At 74.5% G+C, this 24,772-nt stretch carries 22 protein-coding genes; 4 read left to right on the forward strand and 18 right to left on the reverse strand.

Annotated elements, in window-relative coordinates:
- Positions 1 to 93 precede the first annotated feature (93 nt).
- Positions 94 to 1,548 (reverse strand): hypothetical protein, encoded by a 1,455-nt coding sequence (locus ACIQBJ_RS26640; protein WP_400715419.1) that lies wholly within the window; start codon positions 1,546 to 1,548, stop codon positions 94 to 96.
- A 465-nt stretch (positions 1,549 to 2,013) separates the two neighbouring features.
- Between ACIQBJ_RS26640 and ACIQBJ_RS26645 the strand changes: the two genes are divergently transcribed.
- A complete protein-coding gene (locus tag ACIQBJ_RS26645; protein ID WP_400715421.1) occupies positions 2,014 to 2,673 on the forward strand; it encodes a bifunctional DNA primase/polymerase in 660 nt (219 codons plus the stop codon).
- 89 nt (positions 2,674 to 2,762) lie between these two features.
- On the opposite strand, the gene ftsY is transcribed toward ACIQBJ_RS26645, so the two are convergent.
- From ftsY to ACIQBJ_RS26670, 5 genes are all read right to left on the reverse strand, one after another.
- Complete coding sequence (gene ftsY / locus ACIQBJ_RS26650) at positions 2,763 to 3,977, reverse strand: signal recognition particle-docking protein FtsY (RefSeq protein WP_400715423.1); 1,215 nt, start codon at positions 3,975 to 3,977, stop codon at positions 2,763 to 2,765.
- 24 nt (positions 3,978 to 4,001) lie between these two features.
- Positions 4,002 to 7,610, reverse strand: a complete 3,609-nt coding sequence (gene smc, locus ACIQBJ_RS26655) for a chromosome segregation protein SMC (RefSeq protein WP_400715425.1) — start codon at positions 7,608 to 7,610, stop codon at positions 4,002 to 4,004.
- A 280-nt stretch (positions 7,611 to 7,890) separates the two neighbouring features.
- Positions 7,891 to 8,094: a hypothetical protein gene (locus tag ACIQBJ_RS26660; RefSeq protein WP_400715427.1), complete on the reverse strand. Its 204-nt coding sequence runs from the start codon at positions 8,092 to 8,094 to the stop codon at positions 7,891 to 7,893.
- A 392-nt stretch (positions 8,095 to 8,486) separates the two neighbouring features.
- Positions 8,487 to 8,780: an acylphosphatase gene (locus ACIQBJ_RS26665; RefSeq protein ID WP_400715429.1), complete on the reverse strand. Its 294-nt coding sequence runs from the start codon at positions 8,778 to 8,780 to the stop codon at positions 8,487 to 8,489.
- A 131-nt stretch (positions 8,781 to 8,911) separates the two neighbouring features.
- Positions 8,912 to 9,712 carry a hypothetical protein gene (locus tag ACIQBJ_RS26670; RefSeq protein ID WP_400715431.1) on the reverse strand — a complete coding sequence of 267 codons (801 nt, stop codon included), beginning with the start codon at positions 9,710 to 9,712 and terminating at the stop codon, positions 8,912 to 8,914.
- Positions 9,713 to 9,881: 169 nt separating this feature from the next.
- Here ACIQBJ_RS26670 and ACIQBJ_RS26675 point away from each other — a divergent pair, with 169 nt between their 5' ends.
- Positions 9,882 to 11,144 (forward strand): MFS transporter, encoded by a 1,263-nt coding sequence (locus tag ACIQBJ_RS26675; protein ID WP_400715433.1) that lies wholly within the window; start codon positions 9,882 to 9,884, stop codon positions 11,142 to 11,144.
- A 75-nt stretch (positions 11,145 to 11,219) separates the two neighbouring features.
- On the opposite strand, the gene ACIQBJ_RS26680 is transcribed toward ACIQBJ_RS26675, so the two are convergent.
- On the reverse strand, positions 11,220 to 12,599 hold the full coding sequence (locus tag ACIQBJ_RS26680; protein WP_400715435.1) for a hypothetical protein: 1,380 nt from the start codon (positions 12,597 to 12,599) through the stop codon (positions 11,220 to 11,222).
- A gap of 201 nt (positions 12,600 to 12,800) precedes the next feature.
- Between ACIQBJ_RS26680 and ACIQBJ_RS26685 the strand changes: the two genes are divergently transcribed.
- Positions 12,801 to 13,715 (forward strand): hypothetical protein, encoded by a 915-nt coding sequence (locus ACIQBJ_RS26685; RefSeq protein ID WP_400715437.1) that lies wholly within the window; start codon positions 12,801 to 12,803, stop codon positions 13,713 to 13,715.
- 37 nt (positions 13,716 to 13,752) lie between these two features.
- Here ACIQBJ_RS26685 and mutM read toward each other — a convergent pair whose 3' ends face one another.
- The 10 genes from mutM to ACIQBJ_RS26735 form a co-directional block, all read right to left on the reverse strand.
- Entirely contained in the window at positions 13,753 to 14,610 is an 858-nt protein-coding gene (gene mutM / locus ACIQBJ_RS26690; RefSeq protein ID WP_400715439.1) for a bifunctional DNA-formamidopyrimidine glycosylase/DNA-(apurinic or apyrimidinic site) lyase, read from the reverse strand.
- Between the two features lie 10 nt (positions 14,611 to 14,620).
- The gene (rnc, locus tag ACIQBJ_RS26695) at positions 14,621 to 15,427 is read right to left on the reverse strand and encodes a ribonuclease III (protein ID WP_400715441.1); all 807 of its coding nucleotides are present in this window, start codon (positions 15,425 to 15,427) and stop codon (positions 14,621 to 14,623) included.
- 20 nt (positions 15,428 to 15,447) lie between these two features.
- The gene (rpmF, locus tag ACIQBJ_RS26700; RefSeq protein WP_035866499.1) at positions 15,448 to 15,621 is read right to left on the reverse strand and encodes a 50S ribosomal protein L32; all 174 of its coding nucleotides are present in this window, start codon (positions 15,619 to 15,621) and stop codon (positions 15,448 to 15,450) included.
- Between the two features lie 49 nt (positions 15,622 to 15,670).
- Positions 15,671 to 16,264: a YceD family protein gene (locus tag ACIQBJ_RS26705; protein WP_400715443.1), complete on the reverse strand. Its 594-nt coding sequence runs from the start codon at positions 16,262 to 16,264 to the stop codon at positions 15,671 to 15,673.
- Between the two features lie 191 nt (positions 16,265 to 16,455).
- Positions 16,456 to 17,595: an ATP synthase F0 subunit B gene (locus ACIQBJ_RS26710; protein WP_400715444.1), complete on the reverse strand. Its 1,140-nt coding sequence runs from the start codon at positions 17,593 to 17,595 to the stop codon at positions 16,456 to 16,458.
- A 129-nt stretch (positions 17,596 to 17,724) separates the two neighbouring features.
- On the reverse strand, positions 17,725 to 18,210 hold the full coding sequence (gene coaD / locus ACIQBJ_RS26715; protein ID WP_400715446.1) for a pantetheine-phosphate adenylyltransferase: 486 nt from the start codon (positions 18,208 to 18,210) through the stop codon (positions 17,725 to 17,727).
- A gap of 36 nt (positions 18,211 to 18,246) precedes the next feature.
- The gene (rsmD, locus tag ACIQBJ_RS26720) at positions 18,247 to 18,831 is read right to left on the reverse strand and encodes a 16S rRNA (guanine(966)-N(2))-methyltransferase RsmD (protein WP_400715448.1); all 585 of its coding nucleotides are present in this window, start codon (positions 18,829 to 18,831) and stop codon (positions 18,247 to 18,249) included.
- Between the two features lie 102 nt (positions 18,832 to 18,933).
- Positions 18,934 to 19,443 (reverse strand): hypothetical protein, encoded by a 510-nt coding sequence (locus tag ACIQBJ_RS26725; RefSeq protein WP_400715450.1) that lies wholly within the window; start codon positions 19,441 to 19,443, stop codon positions 18,934 to 18,936.
- A gap of 106 nt (positions 19,444 to 19,549) precedes the next feature.
- Positions 19,550 to 21,754, reverse strand: a complete 2,205-nt coding sequence (recG, locus tag ACIQBJ_RS26730; protein WP_400715452.1) for an ATP-dependent DNA helicase RecG — start codon at positions 21,752 to 21,754, stop codon at positions 19,550 to 19,552.
- A 37-nt stretch (positions 21,755 to 21,791) separates the two neighbouring features.
- Positions 21,792 to 23,399: a DAK2 domain-containing protein gene (locus ACIQBJ_RS26735; protein WP_400715454.1), complete on the reverse strand. Its 1,608-nt coding sequence runs from the start codon at positions 23,397 to 23,399 to the stop codon at positions 21,792 to 21,794.
- A 246-nt stretch (positions 23,400 to 23,645) separates the two neighbouring features.
- Here ACIQBJ_RS26735 and rpmB point away from each other — a divergent pair, with 246 nt between their 5' ends.
- On the forward strand, positions 23,646 to 23,831 hold the full coding sequence (gene rpmB / locus ACIQBJ_RS26740) for a 50S ribosomal protein L28 (RefSeq protein WP_014138233.1): 186 nt from the start codon (positions 23,646 to 23,648) through the stop codon (positions 23,829 to 23,831).
- 127 nt (positions 23,832 to 23,958) lie between these two features.
- On the opposite strand, the gene thiD is transcribed toward rpmB, so the two are convergent.
- Positions 23,959 to 24,759 carry a bifunctional hydroxymethylpyrimidine kinase/phosphomethylpyrimidine kinase gene (gene thiD / locus ACIQBJ_RS26745; RefSeq protein WP_400715456.1) on the reverse strand — a complete coding sequence of 267 codons (801 nt, stop codon included), beginning with the start codon at positions 24,757 to 24,759 and terminating at the stop codon, positions 23,959 to 23,961.
- Positions 24,760 to 24,772: the final 13 nt, after the last annotated feature.

A 24,772-nucleotide genomic window follows, 5' to 3' on the forward strand; every position in this document is an offset into this window, starting at 1 on the left:
CCCGGCGTGACGCGGTTCACGCGCCCGTTACGGGCGCGTGAACCACGGCAGGTGACGCGTACTGGACACGGCGTGTTATACGCCGGAGCGGGCTCAGACCACCGAGACGAACTCCGGGATGTCCTGCACCACGCGCTCGGCGAGCCGGTCGACGCCGGGGGCGCCGCGGAAGTCCCGGCTGGCGGCCTCGGAGGTCTTCCGGACCCGGGTGTTGAGCCGCTCGGAGCGGACCCGCTTGGCGATGTCGACGGCCTCCTCGCAGTACCGGGCCGCCTCCTCCGGCTCGTTCTGCAGCAGGCGGACCGAGGCCATCCCGACCAGGTTGAACGCGTAGGTGCGGACGTGGTCGCCGTCCTGCCGGAACAGGTCGACCGCCTTGGTGATCAGCGGCTCGGCCGTCCGGGCCATCGCGGTGCCTCGGTCCGAGGTGTACGCCAGGTCGCGGAACGAGTGCCCGTTCTCCGCGCACAGCTCGGCGTGCGAGAAGAACCGCAGCCACGGCGGCATCTCGTCGCCGGTCTGGATGTCGCTGAAGGTGTCCTCGGACAGTCGGACGGCGCGGGCGCACCGGTTGACCTCGCCGATGGTGGCGTAGGCGCGGGCCTCCATCGCGTACAGCAGCGACTGCTGGCGGGCGGTGGCGGTGTCCCGGCTGCCGTACTGGGCCAGGTGGATCAGCTCCAGCGCGTCCTCGCCGCGGTTGAGGTGGATCATCTGCCGGCTCATGTCGGTCAGGATCAGCGCGCCGAACGGCCGGTCCCCGGCCTCGCGGGCGGCGTGCAGGGCCAGCACGTAGTACTTCTGGGCGCTCGGGTGCATGCCGACGTCGTAGGACATGAAGCCGGCCAGGTGGGCGAGTTCGGCGGTGATCCGGAACAGCCGCTTGGTGGTCGGCTCCGGGTACGACTCCTGCAGCAGGTCGGTGACCTCGTGCAGCTGGCCGACCACGGCCTTGCGGCGCAGGCCGCCGCCGTTCTGCGCGTCCCACTGCCGGAACATCTCGGTGGTCTGCTCCAGCAGCTGCAGCTCCGGCTCGGACAGCCGCCCGGAGAACTGCTCGCCGCCGTTGGCCGCCGCCAGGATCGGGGTGGGGGCGCCGTTCGGACCGGGCGTCAGCCAGCGCTGCATCGGCTCGATCAGCGCCGCGCCGGCCGTCAGGGCCAGCGAGGTGCCCAGGAAGCCGCGCCGGTTGAGCATCAGGTCGCTGCGCGAGTACTCGCTGATCGCCTGGACGGTCTGCTGCGGGCTCCACGGCAGGTCGACGCCGCTGCCGACGGTGGTCACCGGCACCACCGCGCGCAGGCCGAGGTCCTCGATCGAGACCACCGAGCCGAAGCGCTCCGAGAACAGCTCCGACATGATCTTCGGGATCGGCTCGCGCGGCTGTTCGCCGTCCAGCCAGCGGCGCACCCGGGAGGTGTCGGTGGAGACGTGGTGGGCGCCGATCTGCCGTGCCCTCCGGTTCACCTGGCGCGCCAGCTCGCCCTTCGACCAGCCGCTGCGCGCGAACCAGGAGCCCAGCTTCTCGTTCGGCTGCTTCTCACCCATGGGACCGTCCCCATCCCGCCCCGCACCCCGGGGCCCCGCTCGCCCTGACCCGTCATCATCCGCTGCACCCACCGGAGCACCCGCCGGGTGACCGGCCGACTGCGTTCCGTATCCCGAACGTAGCGCGCCTCCGCCATCCGGGGGAGCCGGGTCCGAGAAACGCCACCTTTCGCCACCCCCAAGAGTGAACTGTCGGACCGGAACCCGCGCTTCACTATGAGTCGGCCGCATGACCCCGGCACATGCCGGGGCGGCCGGCCGAGGCCCGGACCCGAGGAGGCACGCGTGCGGCAACGACGATCCGGCATCCGGGGCGCGGGGGCAAGGCGCCTGCTGGCCCGCGCCACCCGGATCGGTGTGCGCCGGTCCGCGCGCGCCTCCGACGCGCCCCGCACCACGCGCCCGACCGGCGACTCAACGTCACCGTCCCGTAACCATCGGCAATCGGAACCTGTTGGGGCAGGCATGGACAAGCTGTTCGGCACCCTGCGGCTCACCCCCCTCGGCGCCCGCCGCCGCACCCGGCCCACCGCGCTCCGCACCGCCGCCGAGTACTCCGGGCAGTGGGGCTGGACGCTCGCCGCCGGCAGCCCGCCCCCGCACGACGGGACGCGCTGCGACTGCGGGGTGCCGCGCTGCGCCGCGCCCAACCTGCACCACCGGGTCGGCCCGGCGATCGCCCCCGGGGCCACCGCCGCCGAGCTGGCCGCCCGCTGTCCGGCCGGCGCCCCGCTGCTGCTGCCGACCGGCCACCAGTTCGACGTGCTGGACGTCCCGTCCCGGCCCGGCCTGCAGGCGCTGGTCCGGCTGGAGCGGATGGGCACCCAGGTCGGCCCGGTGCTGGCCTCCCCCGCCGGGCGGCTGCTGCTGTTCGTCGCCCCCGGCACCGCGGAGCGCCTGCCCGACCTGCTCTACCGGATGGGCTGGGACGACGCCTCGCTCGACCTGGCCTGCCACGGCCTGGGCTCCTACCTGGCCGCCCCGCCGACCCCGCTGGGCCCGCTCGGCCCGATGCGCTGGCTGCGCCGCCCCACCGCGGAGAACGCCCCGCCGGAGGCCCGCCTGCTGCTCGGCACCCTCGCCTACGCCTGCCACCGCACCCGGGACCGCGAACTCGCCTGCTGACGCCCCGCCCGTACGGTCCCGTACGACGAGGCCCGCCCCGGGGAGGGGTCACCTCCCGGGGCGGGCCTCGTCGTACGGGGCTGCGGCGGCTAGCCGAGCAGCGCGTCCACGAACGCCCCGGGCTCGAACGGGGCGAGGTCGTCGGCGCCCTCGCCGAGGCCGATCAGCTTGACCGGGACGCCGAGTTCGCGCTGCACCGAGATGACGATGCCGCCCTTGGCGGTGCCGTCCAGCTTGGTGAGCACGATGCCGGTGATGTCGACGACCTCGGCGAACACCCGGGCCTGGACCAGGCCGTTCTGGCCGGTGGTGGCGTCGAGCACCAGCAGCACCTCGTCGACCGGGCCGTGCTTCTCGACGACCCGCTTGACCTTGCCCAGCTCGTCCATCAGGCCGGTCTTGGTGTGCAGCCGGCCGGCGGTGTCGACCAGCACGGTGTCGGCGCCCTCGGCGATGCCCTGCTTGACGGCGTCGAAGGCGACCGACGCCGGGTCGCCGCCCTCGGGGCCGCGGACGGTGTGCGCGCCGACCCGCTCGCCCCAGGTCTGGAGCTGGTCGGCGGCGGCGGCGCGGAAGGTGTCGGCGGCGCCGAGCACGACCGTGCGCCCGTCGGCGACCAGGACCCGGGCCAGCTTGCCGGTGGTGGTGGTCTTGCCGACGCCGTTGACGCCGACCACCAGGACGACGGCCGGGCCGTCCCCGTGCTTGACCGAGTGGACGGTGCGGTCCGTGTCCGGGCCGATCAGCGCGACCAGTTCCTCGCGGAGCAGACCGCGCAGCTCATCGGGGGTGCGGGTGCCGAGCACCTTGACCCGGGTCCGCAGGTTCTCGACCAGCTCCTGGGTGGCGCCGACGCCGACGTCGGCGACCAGCAGGGTCTCCTCGATCTCCTCCCAGGTGTCGTCGTCCAGCCGGTCCCGGGAGAGCAGCGTGAGCAGGCCCTTGCCGAGGGTGGACTGCGAGCGCGAGAGCCGGGAGCGCAGCCGGACCAGGCGGCCGGCCGTGGGCTCGGGCACCTCCAGCTCGGGCGCGGCCGCCGCCTCGGCCGCGGTGGGCTCCTCGGCGGTGACGGGCTCCTCGGCGGCCTCCGGCGCGGCCGGGGTCGCCTCCGGCTCGGCGGTCCGCGGGGCCTCCGGGGTCTTCGGGGCCGCGGGCGCGACCTGCTCCGGGGCCTTCGGCGCGGTGGCGGCCGGGGCCTGCCCGGGCCGGTCCAGCTCTTTGCGTCGTCTGCCGGAAACGACGAGTCCGGTGATCGCGCCGATGGCGACCACCGCGATGACAACGGCAAGGATCACGTATTCCATAACCCGTCCAGTATCACTTAGCGCCTATGTCGTGCTCTGCTGTGCTTCCCGCCGCTGTGCTTCCTGCTGCCCGGGCGGACGCAGCCGCTGGCTGATCACCTGCGAGATGCCGTCGCCCTTCATGGTGACGCCGTAGAGGGCGTCGGCGGACTCCATGGTGAGTTTCTGGTGGGTGATGACGATCAGCTGGGAGCTCTCCCGCAGCTCCTCCATGATCGCGATCAGTCGGCGCAGGTTGGTCTCGTCGAGGGCGGCCTCGACCTCGTCCATGACGTAGAACGGGCTGGGCCGGGCCTTGAAGATCGACACCAGCAGGGCGACGGCGGTCAGCGAGCGCTCGCCGCCGGAGAGCAGCGAGAGCCGCTTGACCTTCTTGCCGGGCGGGCGGGCCTCGACCTCGACGCCGGTGGTGAGCATGTTCTCCGGGTCGGTGAGCAGCAGCCGGCCCTCGCCGCCGGGGAACAGCCGGGAGAAGACGCCCTCGAACTGGGCGGCGGTGTCGTGGTAGGCGGCGGTGAAGAGCTGTTCGACCCGGGTGTCGACGTCCCGGACGATGTCCATCAGGTCGCGGCGGCTCCTGCGCAGGTCGTCGAGCTGCTCGCCGAGGAACTGGTGCCTGGCCTCCAGGGCGGCGAACTCCTCCAGCGCGAGCGGGTTGACCTTGCCGAGCTGCTGGTGGGCGCGTTCGGCGGCCCGGAGCCGCTGCTCGACCTCGGCGCGGACGTAGCGGCGGGGCTCGCCGGGCTCGGCGCCGTCCTCGGCGGGCGGGGCGGGGACGGGCCGGTCGGGGCCGTACTCGCCGAGCAGGTCGGTGCCCGCGAGGCCGAACTCCTCCAGTGCCCTGGTCTCCAACTGCTCGATCCGGAGCCGCTTCTCGGCCCGCAGCACCTCGTCGCGGTGCCCGGCGTCGACCAGCCGGTCGAGTTCGGCCTTGAGGGTGCGGCCGTGCTCGCGGAACTGCCGCAGTTCGCCCTCGCGGGCGGTGCGGTCGGCCTCGACGGCGGCCCGGTCGGCCTCGGCGGCGGTGAGGGTCTCCTCGATCCGGCCGAGCAGGTGCCGGGCCCCGGTGGCGACGGCGGTGGCGGTGGCGGACTCCCGGCGGGCCCGTTCGCGGCGTTCGGCGGCTCGGGCCCGGGACTCGCGCTCGGTGCGGGCGGCGCGGTCCAGCTGGTCGGCGCGGCCGGCCAGCGAGCGGACCCGCTCCTCGTGGGTGCGGACGGCGAGCCGGGACTCCGTCTCGGCCTGCCGGGCGTCGCCGGCGGCGGCGGCCAGCCGGTCGCGTTCGGCCGGGTCGGGCTCGTCCTCGCCGCCGTCGGCCGACTCCTCGGCGGTGGCGAGGCGTTCGGCGGCCTCCGCGGCGGCGGCCCGGGCCTCGGCCAGGCCGCTCCCGGCCTTGGCGGCGGCGGTGGCGGTGCGTTCGGCCTCGCCGGCGGCGGCCCGGGCGGCGCCGCCGGAGCGGCCGAGCGCGCCGGCGAGTTCGGCCCGCCGCTGTTCGCCCCGGCGGCGCAGCAGGGCCGACTGCTCGACCTCGGCGGCCAGTTCGGCGCGCCGTTCGCGGGCGGCGGCCAGTTCCTCGGCCAGGCGGGCGCAGCGGGTGTCGAGTTCCTCGATGCCGCGGGCGGCCTCGGCGACGGCGGCCCTGGTCTCCAACTGGCCGGGCGCGCCGGCCGATCCGCCCAGGGCGTGGGCGGCGGCGAGCAGGTCGCCGTCCCGGGTGACGGCGGTCCATCCGGGGTGCGCGGCGGTCAACTGCCGTGCGGCGTCGAGGTCTTCGACCACGGCGGTGCGGGTCAGCAGTCGGCGGGCGGCGGCGAGCACCCCGGCGGGCCCGTCCAGCAGGTCGCCGGCCCACCGCGCCCCGGCCGGCGGGGCATCGCTGCCGTCGGCGCCGCCCCCTTCGGCGCTGCCGCCGTCCGGGCTGCCGCCGTCCGTGATCAGCAGCGCGGCCCGGCCGGCGTCCTCGGCCCGCAGCCGGGTCAGCGCCCGGACGGCGGTGTCGACGCCGTCGACGGCCACGGCCTCGGCGGCGGCGCCCAGGGCGGCGGTCATCGCCTGCTCGAACCCCGGTGCCACGGAAAGGAGTTCGGCGGCGGGCCCGAGGACGCCGGGGTCGCCGAGCAGGGTGCCGCTGCCGTCCTTGCGGCGCAGGCCGAGGGCGAGCGCGTCGTGCCGGGCGGCCAGCGCGGCGCGTTCCTTCTCGGCGGCGGTGAGCGTCTCGCGGGCGGCGGAGGCGGCCCGTTCGGCCGCCCCGAGCGCTTCGCGGGCCTGCTCGTGCCGCTGTTCGGCCTCCTCGTCGCCGGCCGCGGACTCCGCGCTGTGCGCGCGGAGTTGCTCGTGCTCCTGCTGGGCGGCCTCGGCCCGCAGCAGTGCCTCGTCGCGGGCGGTGGCGAGCCGTTCGCTCTCGGCCTCGGCGGCGGTGGCGCGGGACTGCGCGGCGGCGGCCCGGCCCTGCAGGCGGGCCAGCCCCTCGCGCCGGTCGGCGATCGCCCGGGCGGCCGCCTTGAGCCGCAACTCCTCGGCAGCGAGCGCGCGTTCGAGTTCGGCGCGTTCCTCGCCGGCCTCGGCGAGGGCGTACCGGGCCTGCTCCAGGGCCGCTTCGAGGGCGGCCTCGTCCTCGCGGACCCGGGCGGCGTCGCGCTCCAGGTCCTCGGGGTCGCGGCCGCGCCGCTCCTCCAGTTGCCCGGCGGTGGCGGCGGCCCGGACCCGGGCCTCGGCGAGTCCGACGGTGCCGCGGGTGCGCTCGGCCAGCGAGGAGAGCCGGTACCAGGTCTGCCGGGCGGCCTCCAGGGCCGGTCCGAGCTGTTCGACCTGGGCCTCCAGGACGGCCTCGCGCTGGATGGCGGCGGCGAGTTCCTGTTCGACGGTGGTGCGGCGCAGGCCCAGCGCGAGTTCGTCGGCGACCTCGGCCTCGACGGCCCGGCGCAGGGTGAGCAGGTCGTCGGCGAGCAGCCGCAGCCGGGCGTCGCGCAGTTCGGCCTGGATGCCGGCGGCCCGCCGGGCGATCTTCGCCTGCCGCCCCAACGGGCCGAGCTGGCGACGCAGTTCGGCGACCAGGTCCTGGGCGCGGTTGAGGTTGACCTGCATCGCGTCGAGTTTCCGGAGCGCCTTCTCCTTGCGCTTGCGGTGCTTGAGGACGCCGGCCGCCTCCTCGATGAAGGCGCGCCGCCCCATCGGGTCGGCGTGCAGCACGGAGTCGAGCTGGCCCTGGCCGACGATGACGTGCATCTCGCGGCCGATGCCGGAGTCGGAGAGCAGTTCCTGGATGTCGAGCAGTCGGCAGACGGTGCCGTTGAGCGCGTACTCGCTGCCGCCGTTGCGGAACATCGTCCGGGTGATGGTGACTTCGGTGTAGTCGATCGGCAGGGCGCCGTCGGTGTTGTCGATGGTGAGGCTGACCTCGGCGCGGCCGAGCGGGGGGCGCCCGCTGGTGCCGGCGAAGATGACGTCCTCCATCTTGCCGCCGCGCAGCGACTTGGCGCCCTGCTCGCCCATCACCCAGGAGAGCGCGTCGACCACGTTGGACTTGCCGGAGCCGTTCGGGCCGACCACGCAGGTGATGCCGGGTTCGAAGCGCAGGGTGGTCGCGGAGGCGAAGGACTTGAACCCGCGCAGGGTCAGGCTCTTCAGGTGCACCCGCCCGCCTCCTCGCCGTCCGTGTCCGCCGCCGCCCGTGTCCGGCGGCCGCCCGTCGGCGACTGTATCCGGCCGGGCCCGCGAACAGCCGCCAGGCGGCGGTTTGGCCGCACCGCGCGCCGGGCAGATCACGGCGGAGGGGGTTCGGCGGCGAGCCCGGGAACGACGAAGGGACGTCCGGCACGGACGTCCCTTATAGGCTGCCATCCCCTCGTCGGGGAAGCTCAGTGCACCACTGCGTCGATCACGGGGCCCCGGTTCCGGGGGCCATGGGCGACGGTCAGGTCAGGGCCGGCTCTCGCTGGTCCAGGTCGATGCTGCTGAGCAGCGAGTGCTCGTCGGCGACGGCAGTCAGGGCGTCGTTCTCGGACTGGAGCTTGGCGAGCTCGTTCTCCAGGTCCAGGACGCGCTGCTGCAGTCGCCGCATCTCGGAGAGCATTCGCGGGTCGGGACCGCCGACGTACCCGAGAAGCGCCTTTGCCATGATGTGTGGTCCTCCACGCTGAGTGACCGAACCGTGTACGGTGGGTCTTGGGGGAAGGGAAGCGCACGCGTCTGGGCGGTCGGACGTGCTGGCTGGGCACTACGAGGGCAGCCGCAGCTGGGAGCGCCTTCGTGACGCACCCGCACGGCGATGCCCCGCCGACAAACTCGGACCTGTGCGCGGGTTTCCAGCGTCTCACCAAAGACCGTACGGGTCAACACGATCACCGCACGCTACCGCGCCCCTGTCACCTGCCTGGCGGGACGGACACACCAGCGGCCGGGGTAGTGGATCACTACGCCTGCGGAGTCAACCACGAGTCTGCCCCGAAGGCAACCGCATGACACCGGCAGTTGCCGGCGGCTCTCCTCCGGCCGGCAACTGCGGTGTGCTCATCGGATCACGAAGCCTTGGTACCCGTCCCCCACGGCGGTCCAGATCTCGGTGACCCCACTGACCTGACCTGGCGTTCCGGGCCCGCGCAGCGCGGCGAGCAGGCGCTCGCAGTCGACCCGCGAACCCTCGGCGACCACCTGGACCCGGCCGTCCCCGAGGTTGCTCGTGTAGCCCGTCAGCCCGATCTCCAGGGCCCTGGCCCTGGTCCACCAGCGGAACCCCACCTGCTGGACGCGCCCGCGCACCCAGATGGTGGCGCGGACCGAACGGCGGCTGTCGTGACCTTGCATGTGTCAGACCATAGTCCGGCACTCAGGGGGCGTACGGAACAGGCTTCACGCCCCTTCCACCGAGCCTCCCCACCGGCCCGACGGCGTTCACCGCCCGCCCCCGCACCCCCGTAGTCCCCCGTGTCCCGCGCTCAGCGGCGCGGTTCGGCCAGCAGGTGCAGCGTCCAGCCCCGGCCGGCCGGGTCCAGCGGGGCGGTGGCGGCGGTGAACAGTTCGGCGGCCCGCCGGTAGGAGAGCCGGCCGCGGCCGGTCAGCGGGCAGCGGTCGGCGGGGGGCGTGCCGGCCGGGGCCCGGCGGTCGGTGAGGAACAGCGGGCCGGCGGTGCGCCCGGCCACCAGCAGCGGCAGCAGCCGGGCCGCGCCGCCGCGCCAGCGCAGCGGGCGCTCCCCGGCGGCGGCGGTCCGGGCCTGCCGGTTCGCCAGGTCGAGCCGGTCCACGTCCAGCGCCAGCAGTTGCCCGATCGGGGCACCGGTCTCCCGGACCAGATGCCAGAGCACCTTCTCGCGCAGCGGCGCCCGGAGCGCCAGGACGGCCCGCGCCCGGTCCTCGGTCGGGCCCGGGGCGGGCGCGACGGGCGGCAGCGGACGCACCCCGGCCGCCGGGTCGGCCGCCAGCCACCCCCGCGCACACCACCAGCGGGCGGCGGAGCGCAGCGCGGCGAGTTCGCGGTTGGCGGTGCGCGGGCCGACCTCCGCGGCGCGGGCCGCGAACGCCCCGGCCACCCGGCGGGGCGCGTCCGACCCGTCCAGGGCGGCGAGCGGCAGCACCGGCGGGGCGGCCCGGCGACGCTCCGGCCCGGTCGGCGGGGTACGGCCGACCAGCAGCCAGGCCCAGGTCCGCAGGGCGATCCGGTAGACCCGGCGGGAGCCCTCCGCGAGCGGGGCGCCGGCCAGGTAGCGGTCGACGGCGACGGCGTACTCGACAGGTATCACTCCCGCAGTAAACAGCGCGGTCGATGAGCCGTCAATCACCGCTCCCACTGCGGTAAATACGTGATTTACTGCGGGAATTTCAGCCCCTCCGAAAATTGATGCCGATCCGCTCAGGTTTTCCGTCGGAACCCCTTGTCGGCAGCCCTGCCGCCGGGGCAGTCTGCCGGTCATGAAGCCGATCTCGCGGCGGTTCGCCGTCCTGCGCGGGCGGGAGTTCCGCCTCTTCTTCACGGGCTACGCCGTCTCCCTGTTCGGGTCGTCGATGGCCTCGGTGGCGGTGGCCTTCGCGGTCCTGGACGGCGGGGGCGGCGGCTCCGGGCTCGGGGTGGTGATGACGGCGCGCATCCTGCCGATCGTCCTGTTGCTGGTGCTCGGCGGCGCGGCCGCGGACCGGCTCGGGGCGCGCCGGGTGATGCTCGGCTCGGACGGGCTGCGCTGCCTGACCCAGGCCGCGACGGCGGCGCTGCTGTTCGCCGGGCAGGGCCGGATCTGGGCGCTGGCGGCACTGATGGCGTGCTGGGGCCTGGCCGAGGCGGTGTTCATGCCCGCGCTGGACGCGCTGCTGCCCCGGCTCGTCCCGGCCACCGGGCTCGCCGACGCCAACGCCCTGCTGGGGATCGCCCGGAACGGCGCCCTGGTGGCCGGTCCGGCCCTGGCGGGCCTGCTCACCGCCGTGGCCGGCCCCGGCTGGGTGCTGGCGGTGGACGCGGCCAGCTACGCGGCGGGCCTGGCCGCGCTGGCCCTGCTCCGCCTCCCGGCGGCGGCCCGCCCGGCCGCCGGGGAGTCGCTGATCGGCGAACTGCGTTCCGGCTGGGCCGAGTTCGCCTCCCGCCGCTGGCAGTGGGTGAGCGCCCTGCAGGGCTGCCTGTTCAACCTGCTGGTCTGGGCGCCGTTCCTGGTGCTGGGCCCGGTGCTGGCCCGCGACCGGCTCGGCGGCGCGGGCGGCTGGGGCGTGGTGATGGGCGCCTACGGGGCGGGCGCGGTGCTCGGCGGGCTGCTGCTGCTCGGCCGCCGGCCGCGGCGGCCGCTGCGCACGGCGGTCGCGGTGACCGCGGGCTGGGCGCTGCCCTCGGGGGCGCTGGCGCTCGGCTGGCCGCTGCCCGCGGTGGCGGTGGCGGCGGCCGGGGCGGGCGTCACCTCGGTCGTCTGCGGTTCGCTGTTCGCCGCGCTGACCCAGCGTCACGTCCCGCCGGAGGCGCTGGGCCGGGTCAGCGCCTACGGGACGCTCGGGGCCTTCGCCTTCGGGCCGGTCGGGCTGGCGCTGGCCGGGCCGGTCGGCGACGCCTACGGGGCGGGGCCGGTGCTCGGCTGGGGCGCCGCGTTCCAACTGGCGTCCTGCGCGATGACGCTGGCGGTGCTGGGCCGCCGGGAGCCCGACGGCTCCCCCGCCCCGGCCGGGCCGCGTCCGGCGGTGCCCACCCGGACGGGGTGAGCGGCCGGACGCGCGACGGCTCCCGGACCGTTCCCGGTCCGGGAGCCGTCGCGGCCGTGCGGGGGTGACCCGGCGTCAGAAGTCGCCGCCGCCGAAGTCCCCGCTGCCGCCGAAGTCGCCGCCGAAGTCCCCGCCGCCGCTGTCGCCGAAGCCGCTGTCGAAGTCCGACCCGTTGAAGTCGGCGCCCGAGTACTCGCCGGCGTCCGCGCCGTCGTTGTCGTCGTGGCCCCCGTCGCCGTGGCCGTAGCCGTAGTCGGCCGCGTAGGCGTAGCCGGGGGTGGAGAGCATCGAGCCGAGCATGGTGCCGACCAGCAGGCCCGGCAGCATGCCGCCGCCGAAGTAGCCGCCCGCCCAGGGGCTGTAGGCGGGGCCGGCGTTCCAGTACGGCTGGTCGCCGTGCTCGGTGTGCACGGTGCGGACGTCCGGGTCCTGGCCGCCGGCCAGCCGGGCCGCGTCCTCGGCGCAGGCCGGGACGGTGCGCGGGGCGCCGCCGGACGGGGCCCACTGGACGTCGGCGACGGACGGGCCGTGCCGCGGGTCGAAGAAGCACGGGACGCGGCGCTCCGGCAGCGGCCGGCCCTCGCGGCGGGCCGCCAGCGAGGCCAGCGCGAACCGGCCCTGCTCCAGCGCCTCGGTGACGGGGCGGACGTCCTCGGGCTTCTTCGCCCCGTCCATGGTCCGCTTGGCCAGGTCGTAGGCGTCCAGGGCGCCGGTGTAGTCGGCGCGCTGGGCGTCGTCCGCGTCGGGGGCGCCGGGGTTGAAGTCGAGCCGGTCGAGTTCCTCGCCGAACGCGGTGATGTCCTCGTCCACCACGGTGCGCAGCCGGTCGAGGTCGGCGCGGAGCTGGTCCTCCTTGCGCTTCTTCGCCCGGCGGAACAGCAGGAACACGCCGGCGCCGAGCAGTCCGAGCAGCAGCAGCGGGACCAGCAGCCAGGCGATCGAGGTGCTGTGCTGCGGTCCGTCGCCCTTGGTCTGCTTCACCGCCTGGTCGACGAACTCGTCGACGGTGGCGCCGATGTCGCCGGGGTGGGAGCGGAACGCGGCGCCCGCGATCCGCTCGGTGGAGGCGCCCGGCAGGGCCTTCGCGTCGGACTGCGCCTTGAACTCGTTGCCGCGCCAGACCGCGTAGACGCCGACGATGCCGACCTTGGTGCGCAGGTCGGTGAACAGGTTCTTGCCCGGGTACGCCTCGCTGTCCGGCAGCACCGCGACGAAGACCGGCTTGTCGGCCGACTTCAGCCTGGCGGCCAGCTCGGCGGCCTGGTCCTTGGAGAAGCGGCCGGTCATCTCCGGGTCGACGTACACCTGGGTCCGCTTCAGCGCGTCGGCCGCGTCGTTCAGTCCGGACGCCGAGGCGGGCGCCGCCAGGCCGAACACCATCAGCAGGCCGAGCAGCGCCGCCCCGAGGGCGGCGGCGGGCCCGGTGGTCCGGGGGCGGCGGGGCACAGTTCTCATGCTCCAGACCGTACCGGTCCGCGCGTCCGCCCCGGGTCCTGCCCCGGTACCGTCCGACCCCGGTGCCGACCCCTACTCCAGGGCGAGGGCCGCCGCCGCGACCCCCGCCGACCGGCCGGAGTTCGGCCCCGGCGGTCCGGGCGGGGGCACGAAGCGGGCATAGTGGTGACGATCTTCCACTCCCCCGACAGGAGCCCCCAGGTGATCCTCGGTCTCGTCACCGCCGTCGCGGCGTCCGCCTGCTACGGCACCGGCTCGGTGCTGCAAGCCCTCGGCACCCGCCGCTCGGCCCGGGAGGAGGCCGCCTCCGGCGCCGTCACCGAGCACGGCGGGCCGAGCCTGTCCTCCACCGCGAAGGCCGCCGTCACCTGGGAGTTCATCCTCGGCACGGTGCTGGACTTCGTCGGCTTCGGCCTCGGCGCGCTGGCCGCCCGGCTGCTGCCGCTGTTCCTCTCGCAGACCATCATCAGCGCCAACCTGGTGATCACCGCGGTGCTCTCGGTGCGGCTGCTCGGGCTGCGGCTGCGGCAGTTGGAGTGGCTGTCGATCGGCGTGCTGTGCAGCGCCCTGGTGCTGCTGGCGGTCGCGGCCGGGCCGGAGGGCGGGCACCACGCGGCCCGGTCCTTCCACTGGTGGCTGCTGATCGGCTCGGTGGTGCTGATCGCCGGGGGCGCGCTGGTGGTCCGCCGGCTCGGGGCGAGCGGGGCGATCGTGGCCGGCCTGCTCTCCGGCCTCGGCTTCGGCGCGCTCGGCATCGGCGTGCGCGTCCTGGACGGCGTCGAGCCGTTCTCGCTCGGCGCGCTGCTCGCCGACCCGGCCCTGTACGCGATCCTGGTCGGCGGCATCGGCGGGATGTACCTGCACACCATCGCCCTGCAGATCGGCTCGGTGAACGGCGCGACGGCCGCCCTGGTGGTCGGCGAGACCGTGGTCCCGGGCGCGGTCGGCGTCCTGTGGCTCGGCGACTCCTCGCGGGACGGCCTGGGCTGGATGGCCGCCTTCGGCTTCGTCCTCGCGGTGGTCAGCGCGGTCGGCGTCGCCTACTTCGGCGACGAGGGCGGCGCGCTGCACGCCGCCGAGGAGGACGCGAAGTCCCCCGCCGGCAGTCCGAACTGACGGCCCGCCGGGGAGTCGGCCCGGGCCTGGCGGCAGGTCAGGCCCGGGGCGGGCGCTGGCACTTCGGGCAGGAGTAGCTGGAGCGGTTCATCCAGGGGTCGCGGCGCATCGCGGTGCCGCAGCGGCGGCAGGGCTCGCCCTCGCGGCCGTAGGCGTCCAGGTCCCGGGAGAAGTAGCCGCTCTCGCCGTTGACGTTGACGTACATCGAGTCGAAGCTCGTCCCGCCGACCGCCAGGGCCGCCGTCATGACGTCCCGGGCGTGGCCGAGGAGTTCGAGCGCGGCGGGGCGGGTCAGCCCGGCCGTGGGGCGGTCGAAGTGCAGGCGGCTGCGCCAGAGCGCCTCGTCGGCGTAGATGTTGCCGACGCCGCTGACCAGGGTCTGGTCGAGCAGGGCGCGCTTGACGGTGGTGCGCTTCGCCCGCAGGGCGGTGGCGAAGGCGGCGTCGTCGAACCGGGCGTCGAGCGGGTCGCGGGCGATGTGCGCGAGCGAGAGCGGGGTGGCCTCGGGGTCGTCGGCCTCGGCCTCCTCGACGGCCAGGCCGCCGAAGGTGCGCTGGTCGACGAAGCGCAGCTCGGTGCCGCCGTCGGTGAACCGGACCCGGGCCCGCAGGTGGACGGAGGGGGTCATCTCCGGTTCCTGGATCAGGAGTTGGCCGCTCATCCCGAGGTGGCCGATCATCGACAGGCCGTCGCCGAGCGGCACCCACAGGTACTTGCCGCGGCGCTGCGGCGCGCCGAGGGTCCGGCCGCGCAGTAGCGCGGTGAACTCCTCGGCGCCGCCGGCCTGGCGGCGGACGGCCCGCGGGTGCAGTACCTCGGCCTCGGCGACGGTGCGTCCGGCGGCCCAGCGGGCCAGGCCGCGGCGGACGACTTCGACCTCGGGCAGTTCGGGCACGGCGGGCGGCTCAGCCGGCCGCGGCGGGCGGCTCGCCCTGGGCCTTGGCGGCGTGGGCGGCCTCGTTCTGGGCCTTGATCGAGCGCCAGGCCGATTCGGCGGCCTTCTGCTCGGCCTCCTTCTTCGAGCGGCCGGTGCCGGAACCGTAGTCCTGTCCGGCCACCCGGGCGGCGGCGGTGAAGGTCTTCTCGTGGTCCGGTCCGGACTCGGTGACCACGTACTCGGGGACGCCGATGCCGACGGCCGCGGTGAGCTCCTGGAGGCTGGTCTTCCAGTCGAGTCCGGCGCCGAGCTGCGCGGACTCCGCGATCAGCGGGTCGAACAGCTGGTGGACGAAGTCCGTGGCGGAGTCCAGGCCCTTGTCGAGGTAGATCGCGCCGATCACGGCCTCGACGGTGTCCGCGAGGATCGAGGACTTGTCGCGTCCGCCGGTGCCCTCCTCGCCCTTGCCGAGCCGGATGAAGGCCCCGAGGTCCATGCCGCGGCCGACCTCGGCGAGCGCGCGGGAGTTGACCACCGCGGCGCGGAGTTTGGCGAGCGTCCCCTCGGCGACCTCCGGGTGGAGGCGGTAGAGGGTGTCGGTCACCACGAGGCCCAGCACCGAGTCGCCGAGGAACTCCAGGCGCTCGTTGGTGGGCAGGCCGCCGTTCTCGTACGCGTACGAGCGGTGGGTCAGGGCACGCACCAGAAGGGCGCGCTCGAGCGGATACCCGAGGCGCCCTTCCAGGACGTCGTATTCGGTCGAAGCCGGCCCGCCGCCCTTACCCCCGTTGCTCGCGGAGTTCGGCTTGCGAGAGGAGTTGCCACCGTCCGACATCGATCCGTGCACCCTGCCGATCAGACCGAGAGGACCTGGCGACGGTTGTACGTGCCGCAGCTCGGGCACGCGATGTGCGCGAGCTTCGGCTCGTGGCAGCGGTCGCACGCGACGAGCGCGGGCACGACGGCCTTCCAGTTGGAACGGCGGTGACGCGTGTTGCTGCGCGACATCTTCCGCTTCGGAACAGCCACGGTAAATCTCCTGGTTCTACGGCGAGGCCCTCACGGGCAGCGCTGTGTCTTATTCCTCGTCACCCTCGTCGCCGGGGGCGGCGGAGAGTCCCTGCAGAGCCGCCCACCGGGGGTCGGCGGCGTCGTGGTGGTGCGCCGGGTCGTCGCTCAGCCGCGCTCCGCATTCGGAGCACAGGCCCAGGCAGTCGTCCTGGCACACCGGCTGCAGCGGCAGTGCGAGCACCACCGCGTCACGCAGCACCGGCTGGAGGTCGAACAGGTCGCCCTCCAGGCGGTAAGTCTCGTCCTCGGACTCCTCGTCGAAGTCGTCCCCCGCGATCGCGCGGTGCCGCTCCTCGGACTCCGGGTAGTAGTAGAGCTCCTGGAAGTCGACCGTCAGGTCGTCCCCCACCGGCTCCAGGCAGCGCGAGCACTCGCCGGCGACCTCGGCCTCGGCGGTGCCGGTGACCAGCACGCCCTCGACCACGGACTCCAGGCGGAGCTCCAGCTTGATCTCGCTCTTCTCGGGGACGCCGATCACGTCCGCGATGCCCAGCTCCGCCGGGGCCTCCAGGGTTCGGGTCACCTTGCGCAGCGATCCGGGGCGACGGCCGAGCTCGTGCGTGTCGAACACGAGGGGGTCGCGGTGGTCGAGGCGGTTCAAGGTTTCCTGACTTCCTGGTGGCGGCACGCATCCCTGCGTGGCGCGAAGGTGGCTTCTGCGGTGCGCGGCCCGGTCGCGGGCACACGGCGAACCCGGCACGAACAGACCGGAGTGGTCAGACTACCGGAGACTCCGCGTCCAGCCCAACTCGCCCGTCCTCCGGCCGCCGGTCCCCGTCCCCCGGCCGCTGGTCAGCGGCCGCCGAGCTCCCGCAGCCGGGTCATGTCGATCATGCTGGTGTCGAAGAAGCTGGTCTCGTCCAGCCCGCCCTGCTGCGGCACCTGGGTCGGCTGCTGCGGCGGCTGCTGCTGCTGGTAGCCGTACGGGTCGGCGGGCAGCGGGTTGCCCCACTGGTCGAAGCCCTGCTGCTGCGGCTGCTGGTACTGCTGCTGGTAGTACGGGTCGACCGGCTGCTGGTGCCCGTAGGGCTGGCCGTACGGGTCGGTCTGCGGGGCCGCGGCCGGGTCGTAGCCGCCGCCGTACACCTCGGCGTACTGCGGGGCCTGCGGCTGGGCGTAAGGGTCCTCGGCGGGGTTCTGCCAGCCGGCCGCGGCCGGGGTCTGCTCGGGCCAGGACTGCTGCTGCGGGACGTCCGCGTACCAGGACTGCTCACCCTCGTCGGCGAAGCCGGCCGCGACCGCCTCGGCCCGGTCCTTGAGCTGCTGGGCCTCGTCGGCGGCGGCCAGGTAGGCGCCCAGCTCGTCGATCGGGGCCTTGCCGAGCAGCTTGTCGCGGCCCTTGCCGACCGCCTCCAGGGTGGCGGAGAGCACCGCCTCCAGGGTGGCGAGTTTCACGTCGACGTACTCGTCGGCCTCCGGGCTGGGGCTGATCCGCGGCCGGAACTCCTCGCCGTCCTCGGCGCCGTCCTGCTCCGGCTCGTAGACGCCCGAGTCGCCGCGCAGCTTCTGCCGGCCGCGGCCGACCGCGCCCAGCGTCTTGGTCAGCACCACCTCGAAGTTGGCGAGCTTGGAGTCGACGTAGTCGTCCGCCTCGGCGCGCTTGGTCTCCACCTCGCCGCGGGCCTCGGCCAGCACCCGGTCGGCCTCGGCCCGGGCCTGGCGGACCACTTCGGTGTCGGAGATCAGCGAGCCGCGCTCGTCGTGCGCGCCGCGGATGATGTGGTCGGCCTGCGCGTGGGCGTCGGCCACCATCTGCTGGTGGTCCGCCACCACGGACTGGGCCTGGGCGAGTTCGGCGGGCATCGCGTCGCGCAGGTCGCGGAGCAGGGCCGTCAGCTCGGCGCGGTTGACCACGCAGGAGGCCGACATGGGCATCGCCTTGGCCTTCTCGACCAGGGAGATGATCTCGTCGAGTTTCTGCTGCACGTCCACGGGCGTCTTTGTCTTTCCGTGTGCCGCCGAGGTGCGGCGGAGGCAGTGCCCGGGAGTCGCGGAGACCGCTCCCCGGGGCCGGGAGTACAGACTGTACGGCCACCCGCCCCGCCGCTCACAACGCCTCGGTCAGTTGCGCCGTTCGGCGATCCGCTCGACCAGCCGCTCGTGCACCACCGGCGGCAGCAGGTGGGAGACGTCGCCGCCCAGCGAGGCCACCTCCTTGACCAGGCTGGAGGACAGGAAGCTGTACGTCGGCGAGGTCGGCACGAACAGCGTCTCGACGCCCGTCAGGCCGTGGTTCATCTGGGCCATCTGCAGTTCGTAGTCGAAGTCGCCGGCCGCCCGCAGGCCCTTGATGATCGCCGGGATGCCGCGCTCGCGGCAGAAGTCCACCAGCAGGCCGCTGTGCGACTCCACCTCGATGTTGCCCAGGTGCGCGGTGGTCTCGGCGATCAGGCCGATCCGCTCGTCGACGGTGAACATGCCCTGCTTGTTGCGGTTGATCAGGACCGCCACGTGCACCACGTCGTACAGCTTCGAGGCCCGCTCGATGATGTCCAGGTGTCCGTTGGTGATGGGGTCGAAGGACCCCGGGCAGACGGCGCGGCGCATGGCGGAAAGCTCCCTCGGGAGGCGGGACGTTCGTGACTACGAGTCTTGTGCAGCCCCGGTAGCGGCGCGACCGTACCAGAGCGTGCCCTCGCCGTAGCGGCGGGAGCGCAGCCCCTCGAAGCCGTCCGGCCAACCGAACTCGCCGCCCCGGGTGCTGCGTTCCACGGTGACGAGAACATGCTCCGCCAGCCAGCCCCCCGAGCGCAGTGTGACCAGCATCTCCCCCAGCACGGCGTCCTCGACCGCGTACGGCGGGTCCAGGAACACCAGGTCGTAGGGCTCGGCGGGGGGCGCCCCGGCGATCACCTTCTCGGCCTTCTCGGCCCGCACCTCGGCGCCGGGCAGGCCGAGCGCGCGGACGTTCTCCCGGACCGTCCGGGCGGCGGCCGGGTCGGCCTCCACCAGCAGGGCGTGGCCGGCGCCGCGGGACAGCGCCTCCAGGCCGACCGCGCCGCTGCCGGCGAACAGGTCCAGCATCCGGGCCCCGCCGATCGGCCCGTACAGCGCCTCGACGGTGGAGAACATCGCCTCCCGCGCCTTGTCCGAGGTCGGTCGGGTGTTCCGGCCGGGCGGCGCGGCGAGCGGGCGGCCTCCGGCGACGCCGGCGATCACGCGGGGCATGGGGAAGTCCTTACGGGGCGGGGGCGCGAGGAACTGCGCGCCCGACCATAGCCGACATTCGGGGCATGGCCGGTGCGCGCGCCGCTCGCGCCCCGGGGCCCGTTACTCGTTGGACGCGGCGCCCAGCACCGACGGCGACGCGTACCGGGACCAGGACAGGCAGCCGTCCGGCGGGCAGTACTCGGGGCGGCGCGGGTCGTGGCCGAGCTCGCGCAGCTTGGTGCGGACGGAGTCGGGGGTGCGGCCGTAGCGGGCCGCGATCCGGGCGATGGTGTCGCCGTCGTGGAAGCGGCGGACCAGCTCCTCCTCGTGCTGCGGCACCCAGGGGGAGCCGTGGCCGGGGTAGAGCTCGCGCAGGACGTCCCGGTCCGGGATCGGCTCGGAGACGTCGGCGACGATCGCCAGCGCGCGCAGCGCGCGGTTCAGCGCGATCCGCAGCGAGGCGACGTCCTCCACCGGGAGGCGGAGCTTGCCGGAGGCGACCGGGTTGGCGGAATTGCCCTCGCGCCAGCCGGTCAGGGTGAGGGTGACTTCGCGGTCGTCCTCGCTGGCGACCTCGATCCGGAAGACCTTGTCGCCGAGCGGGAGCTCGTTGAGGTGACGGAATGCCATGGCAATGACCCCCAATTCTCGCGCCGGGGACGCGACTTGGAGCGCGCCCCGGACAACTTCATTCTCTCCCGGGGCACTGACATCCGAGGGGTGCGAACGAGCCGCTTCAGCCCTTCTCCAGGTACTCCGCGCGGTCCGCGTCGAGCAGGCTCTCCAGCGCGGTGCGCAGCTCGGGGTGGTCGGCCAGCGCCGGGTCGGCCCCGACCAGCCGGGTGGCCTCGGCCCGGGCGGTGGCGATCACGTCCTCGTCGTCCAGGACGGAGAGCACCTTGAGCGAGGACTTCACGCCGGACTGGGCCTGGCCGAGCACGTCGCCCTCGCGGCGCTGTTCGAGGTCGATCCGGGAGAGCGCGAAGCCGTCCAGGGTGCCGGCCACCGCGTCCAGCCGGGCCCGGGCGGCGCTGGCCGCGGGCATGTCGCTGACCAGCAGGCAGAGGCCGGGTGCGGAGCCGCGGCCGACCCGGCCGCGGAGCTGGTGCAGCTGGGAGACGCCGAACCGGTCCGCGTCCATGATCACCATCGCGGTGGAGTTCGGGACGTTGACGCCGACCTCGATCACCGTGGTGGCGACCAGCACGTCGACCTCGCCGGCCGCGAACCGGCGCATCACGTCGTCCTTGGCCTCGGGCGCGAGGCGGCCGTGCAGGATCTCGATCCGCAGCCCGGCCAGCGGCCCCTCGGCCAACTTCCCGGCGGTCTCCAGCACCGAGAGCGGCGGCCGCTTCTCCTCGCTGTCCGCTCCCCCGCCGACCTCCTCCGGGTCGTCCTTGCGCTTCCTCCCCTTCTTGCCCTGCTCCTCCTCGTCGCCGATCCGCGGGCAGACCACGTACGCCTGGTGGCCCTTGCCGACCTCCTCGCGGACCCGCTCCCAGGCCCGGACCAGGAAGTTGGGCTTCTCCAGGGCGGGCACCACGTGGGTGGAGATCGGCGAGCGGCCGGACGGCAGCTGGTCCAGCACCGAGGTCTCCAGGTCGCCGAAGACCGTCATCGCGACGGTGCGCGGGATCGGCGTGGCGGTCATCACCAGCAGGTGCGGCGGCTGCTCGCCCTTGGCCCGCAGCGCGTCGCGCTGCTCGACGCCGAACCGGTGCTGCTCGTCGACCACCACCAGGCCGAGGTCGGCGAACTGCACCTTGTCCTCGATCAGGGCGTGCGTGCCGATCGCCAGCCCGGCCTTGCCGGAGGCCATGTCCAGCAGCGCGCCGCGGCGGGCGGCCGCGCCCATCGAGCCGGTCAGCAGGGCCACCCGGGTGCCGATCTCGGAGCCGCCGATCATGCCGGCCTCGGCGAGGTCGCCCATCATCTCGACGATCGAGCGGTGGTGCTGCTGCGCCAGCACCTCGGTCGGGGCCAGCAGCACCGCCTGCCCGCCGGTGTCGACCACCGCGAGCATGGCGCGCAGCGCGACCAGCGTCTTCCCCGAGCCGACCTCGCCCTGGAGCAGGCGGTGCATGGGGTGCTCGGTGGCCAGATCGGCGAGGATCTCGGCGCAGACCTTCTGCTGGCCCTCCGTCAGGGTGAACGGGAGGCGGGCGTCGAAGGCGTCCAGCACCTTGCCGGGGACGGGGCGGCGCGGGACGGCGGGGAGGGCGGAGTCGGCGGCGCGGCGCTGGGCGAGGGCGACCTGGAGGACGAAGGCCTCGTCCCAGCGCAGCCGGTCCCGGGCGCGCTCCTTCTCGGCCTGGCTGTGCGGGCGGTGGATCAGCTCCAGGGCCTCGGGCAGCGGGATCAGGCCGTGCTGGGCGCGCAGTTCGGCGGGCAGCGGCTCGCCGACGTCCGCCAGGTGCTTGGTGAGGGCCAGGTCGACGCAGAGCGAGAGCTTCCAGCTGGGCAGCTGGGCGCTGGCCGGGTAGACCGGGATGAGCCGCCCGGCGAACTGCTCGGCCGCCGAGGAGCCCTCCTCGGCGTCGATCAACTGATAGTCGGGCGAGGCGAGTTGGCGGGTCCGGTTGAACAGGCCGACCTTGCCGGCGAACAGGCCCTGCTGACCGGGCTTCAGGTCCTTCTGCCGCCAGCCCTGGTTGAAGAAGACCAGCGAGAGCCGGGAGCGGCCGTCGGTGACCACCACCTCCAGCCGGTCGCCCTTGCGGCCGCGGAACGGGATCAGGGTGACCTTCTCGATCCGGGCCAGCACCGTGACGTGCTCGTCCACCTCCAGCTCGTCCAGGCTGGTGAGCTGCCCGCGCTCGACGTACCGGCGCGGGTAGTGGTGCAGCAGGTCGCCGACCGTGCGCAGCTTGAGGCTGTCGGCCAGCACCTTCGCGGTGCGGTCGCCGACCAGGTCCTTCAGTGGTTCATCGAGAGCGCCCATCGGACCCATTTCACACCACGGCACCGACGTCGCGGTGTCACTCCACCCCGATGAGCAGCGGGGCGGCCTCCTGGCCTCCGTGGTAGGCGACGGCGTCGATCTCCGGCCGGGTCCGCCGGGCGTGCGCGATCAGCCGGTCGGCGAGTTCGGCGGGGGCCTCCTCGCCGAGCACCAGGGTGACGAGTTCGCCGCCGGCCGCGATCATCCGGTCCAGCACGGCCAGCGCCGTGCCGGTGAGGTCCCGGCCGATCACGGCGACGTCGCCGTCGATCAGCCCGAGCACGTCGCCGGCCTGGCAGACCCCCGCCATCGTCCAGGACTCGCCCTCGGCGACGGCGAGTTCGGCGTGCCGGGTGGCGCCGGCCGCGGAGGTCATCGCCACCACGTCCTCGTCGAAGCGCCGCCCGGCGTCGTGCACGGCGAGCGCGGCCAGGCCCTGCACCGGGGAGCGGGTCGGCAGCACCGCGATCCGGACGCCCTCCTCGCGCAGCTGGTCGGCGGCGGCCCCGGCGGCCGGGCGCAGCTCGGGGTCGTTCAGCAGCAGCACCGCCTCGCGCGCGCCGCACCGGTGCACCGCGGCGACCAGTTCGGCGCTGGACGGCGCCCGGTCCGGGTCGGCCGACAGCACCACCGAACCGGCCTGCTCGCACAGCTGCGCCAGCCCGCTGCCGGTCACCACGCTCAGCACCGCCCGCCCGTGCGAGACGGTCTCCTCCCGCTCCCCGGACCGGGCCGCGGCCTCCGCGAAGTGGGTGATCCTGATCCGGTACGGGCGGCCCGCCTCGACGCCCGCCTCGACGGCCGCGCCCGCGTCGTCCACGTGCACGTGGACGTTCCACAGGCCGTCGCCGCCGCCGATCACCAGCGAGTCGCCGAGGCCCGCCAGCCGGTCGCGCAGCCGCGGCAGCCGCTCGTCCCCGGCCTCCAGCAGGTAGATCACCTCGAACGCCGGGTGCCCGGGTCCGGGCGGGCGCTCCTGGCCCTCGCAGCCGGCCACCACCAGCGGGTCGAGTTCGCGCCGCAACGCGACCGGCCCCATCGGCTGCCGGCCCGAGACCGCGTCCACCAGGGCGCCCAGCACCGCGACCAGGCCCCGGCCGCCCGCGTCGACCACGCCGGCCTCGGCCAGCACCGACAGCTGGTCGGGCGTCCGCAGCAGTGCCTGCCGGGCCGCCCGGTACGCCTCCTGGGCCTGCCCGGTCAGCCCGTCCGCGTCCTTCGCCGCGGCGGCGGCCGCCGCGGCGACCGTCAGCAGGGTGCCCTCGACCGGCTGCGCGACCGCCGAGTACGCCGAGCGGGCGCCGCCGTCCAGCGCCTCGGCGAGCCGGCTCCCGTCGGCGAGCTCCCCGGCCAGGCCGCGCAGCCACTGCGCCAGGATCACGCCCGAGTTGCCGCGCGCCCCGACCAGCGCCCCGCGGGCCGCGGCGGCGGCGGCCCGGGCCAGTCCGGGGTGCTCCTCGGCGGCGAACACCGCGTCCAGCGCCTCGGCCGCGGACTCCAGCGTCAGGTACAGGTTCGTGCCGGTGTCGCCGTCCGGGACCGGGTACACGTTCAGCGCGTCGATCTCCTCGCGGGCCTGGCCGAGGGCCGCCAGCGCGAGTCGGCACCAGGTGCGGACGGCCGGGGCGTCGAGGGTGTCCAGCACCGGGTCTCCTCCGGATGAACGCCGCCGGAACACGACAGGACGCGGCGGCGAGGGGCGAGGGGCGATGCTGGCAGGTTATCGGCCCCGGCCGGGCCGCCGGCCGCAGGCTCGTGCCCAGCTCACGGGAACGATCACCCCCGTGATCGTGGTAGTTTCGTGGAGCCGGACGTGCCGTTGTATGCTCTCCCGGTTGCCTGGAACACCCCGGGCTAGTTCAAGTACCTGATCTGTCTTGGAGTGACTCCTGTGGCTGCCAACTGCGACGTCTGCGGCAAGGGCCCGGGCTTCGGCAACTCTATCTCCCACTCGCACCGCCGCACCCCCCGTCGTTGGAACCCCAACATTCAGACGGTGCGCGCTGTGATCGGGCGGACGCCGAAGCGGCTCAACGTCTGCACCTCGTGCATCAAGGCCGGTAAGGTCTCGCGCTGACGCGCAGGCCGGTCCGCCGGTCACCTTCTTGTTCTTGTCGGCAACAGCCGACCACACCCTCCGGGGACCGTGGTCGGCTGTTGCTTTTCCCGCACCTGAGGGGCCCCGGCCGGGGCCCCTCAGGTGTTCACCGCTGCTGCCAGAAGTGGTCGACCGGGCCGATGCCGGCGCCGAGGGCGAAGCCTTCGCGGATGGCACCGGTGACGTAGGTCTTGGCGTGGGCGACGGCGGTGGGGACGGGGTGGCCCTTGGCGAGTTCGGCGGCGATCGCGCTGGCGAGGGTGCAGCCGGTGCCGTGGGTGTGGCGGTTGTCGTGCCGGGGGGCCCGGTACCAGTGGGTCTCGCCGGCGGGGCCGAGCAGCAGGTCGGCGGCTTCGCCGTCGAGGTGGCCGCCCTTGATCAGGGCCCACGCGGGTCCGAGGTCGCGCAGCGCCTTCGCGGCGTCGAGCATCTCGTCCTCCCGGGTGACGGTGCGCCCGGTGAGCTGGGTCACCTCGTGCAGGTTCGGGGTGGCGAGGGTGGCGACCGGCAGGAGGCGTTCGCGCACGGTGGCGACGGCTTCGGCGGCGAGCAGGGCGTCGCCGTGCTTGGAGACGCCGACCGGGTCGACGACCACGGGGGCGGCGGTGTCGGCGAGGAGTCCGGCGACGGTCTCGACCAGTTCGATCGAGGCGAGCATGCCGGTCTTGACGGCCTGGACGCCGATGTCGTCGACGACGCTGCGGTACTGGGCCCGGACGGCTTCGGCGGGGAGTTCCCAGTAGCCCTGGACGCCGAGCGAGTTCTGCGCGGTGACGGCGGTGATGACGCTCATGCCGTGGACGCCGAGGGCGAGCATGGTCTTGAGGTCGGCCTGGATGCCCGCCCCGCCGCCGCTGTCGGAGCCGGCGACGGTGAGGACTCGGGGCGGGGCGGTTCGGGTGGTCATGCGTCCCAACCTA

The sequence above is a fragment of the Kitasatospora sp. NPDC088391 genome, from assembly GCF_044753345.1.
GTDB lineage: Bacteria > Actinomycetota > Actinomycetes > Streptomycetales > Streptomycetaceae > Kitasatospora.

Bases quoted from the DNA above. Each gene is read 5' to 3' on its own strand.
- ftsY (WP_400715423.1), bottom strand. From the start codon at position 3,977: ATGGAATACGTGATCCTTGCCGTTGTCATCGCGGTGGTCGCCATCGGC.
- coaD (WP_400715446.1), bottom strand. From the start codon at position 18,210: ATGCGCCGCGCCGTCTGCCCGGGGTCCTTCGACCCCATCACCAACGGA.
- recG (WP_400715452.1), bottom strand. From the start codon at position 21,754: ATGGGCGCTCTCGATGAACCACTGAAGGACCTGGTCGGCGACCGCACC.
- ACIQBJ_RS26640 (WP_400715419.1), bottom strand. From the start codon at position 1,548: ATGGGTGAGAAGCAGCCGAACGAGAAGCTGGGCTCCTGGTTCGCGCGC.
- ACIQBJ_RS26645 (WP_400715421.1), top strand. From the start codon at position 2,014: ATGGACAAGCTGTTCGGCACCCTGCGGCTCACCCCCCTCGGCGCCCGC.
- ACIQBJ_RS26675 (WP_400715433.1), top strand. From the start codon at position 9,882: ATGAAGCCGATCTCGCGGCGGTTCGCCGTCCTGCGCGGGCGGGAGTTC.
- thiD (WP_400715456.1), bottom strand. From the start codon at position 24,759: ATGACCACCCGAACCGCCCCGCCCCGAGTCCTCACCGTCGCCGGCTCC.
- ACIQBJ_RS26725 (WP_400715450.1), bottom strand. From the start codon at position 19,443: ATGGCATTCCGTCACCTCAACGAGCTCCCGCTCGGCGACAAGGTCTTC.
- ACIQBJ_RS26660 (WP_400715427.1), bottom strand. From the start codon at position 8,094: ATGGCAAAGGCGCTTCTCGGGTACGTCGGCGGTCCCGACCCGCGAATG.
- rsmD (WP_400715448.1), bottom strand. From the start codon at position 18,831: ATGCCCCGCGTGATCGCCGGCGTCGCCGGAGGCCGCCCGCTCGCCGCG.
- ACIQBJ_RS26680 (WP_400715435.1), bottom strand. From the start codon at position 12,599: ATGAGAACTGTGCCCCGCCGCCCCCGGACCACCGGGCCCGCCGCCGCC.
- rnc (WP_400715441.1), bottom strand. From the start codon at position 15,427: ATGTCGGACGGTGGCAACTCCTCTCGCAAGCCGAACTCCGCGAGCAAC.
- ACIQBJ_RS26665 (WP_400715429.1), bottom strand. From the start codon at position 8,780: ATGCAAGGTCACGACAGCCGCCGTTCGGTCCGCGCCACCATCTGGGTG.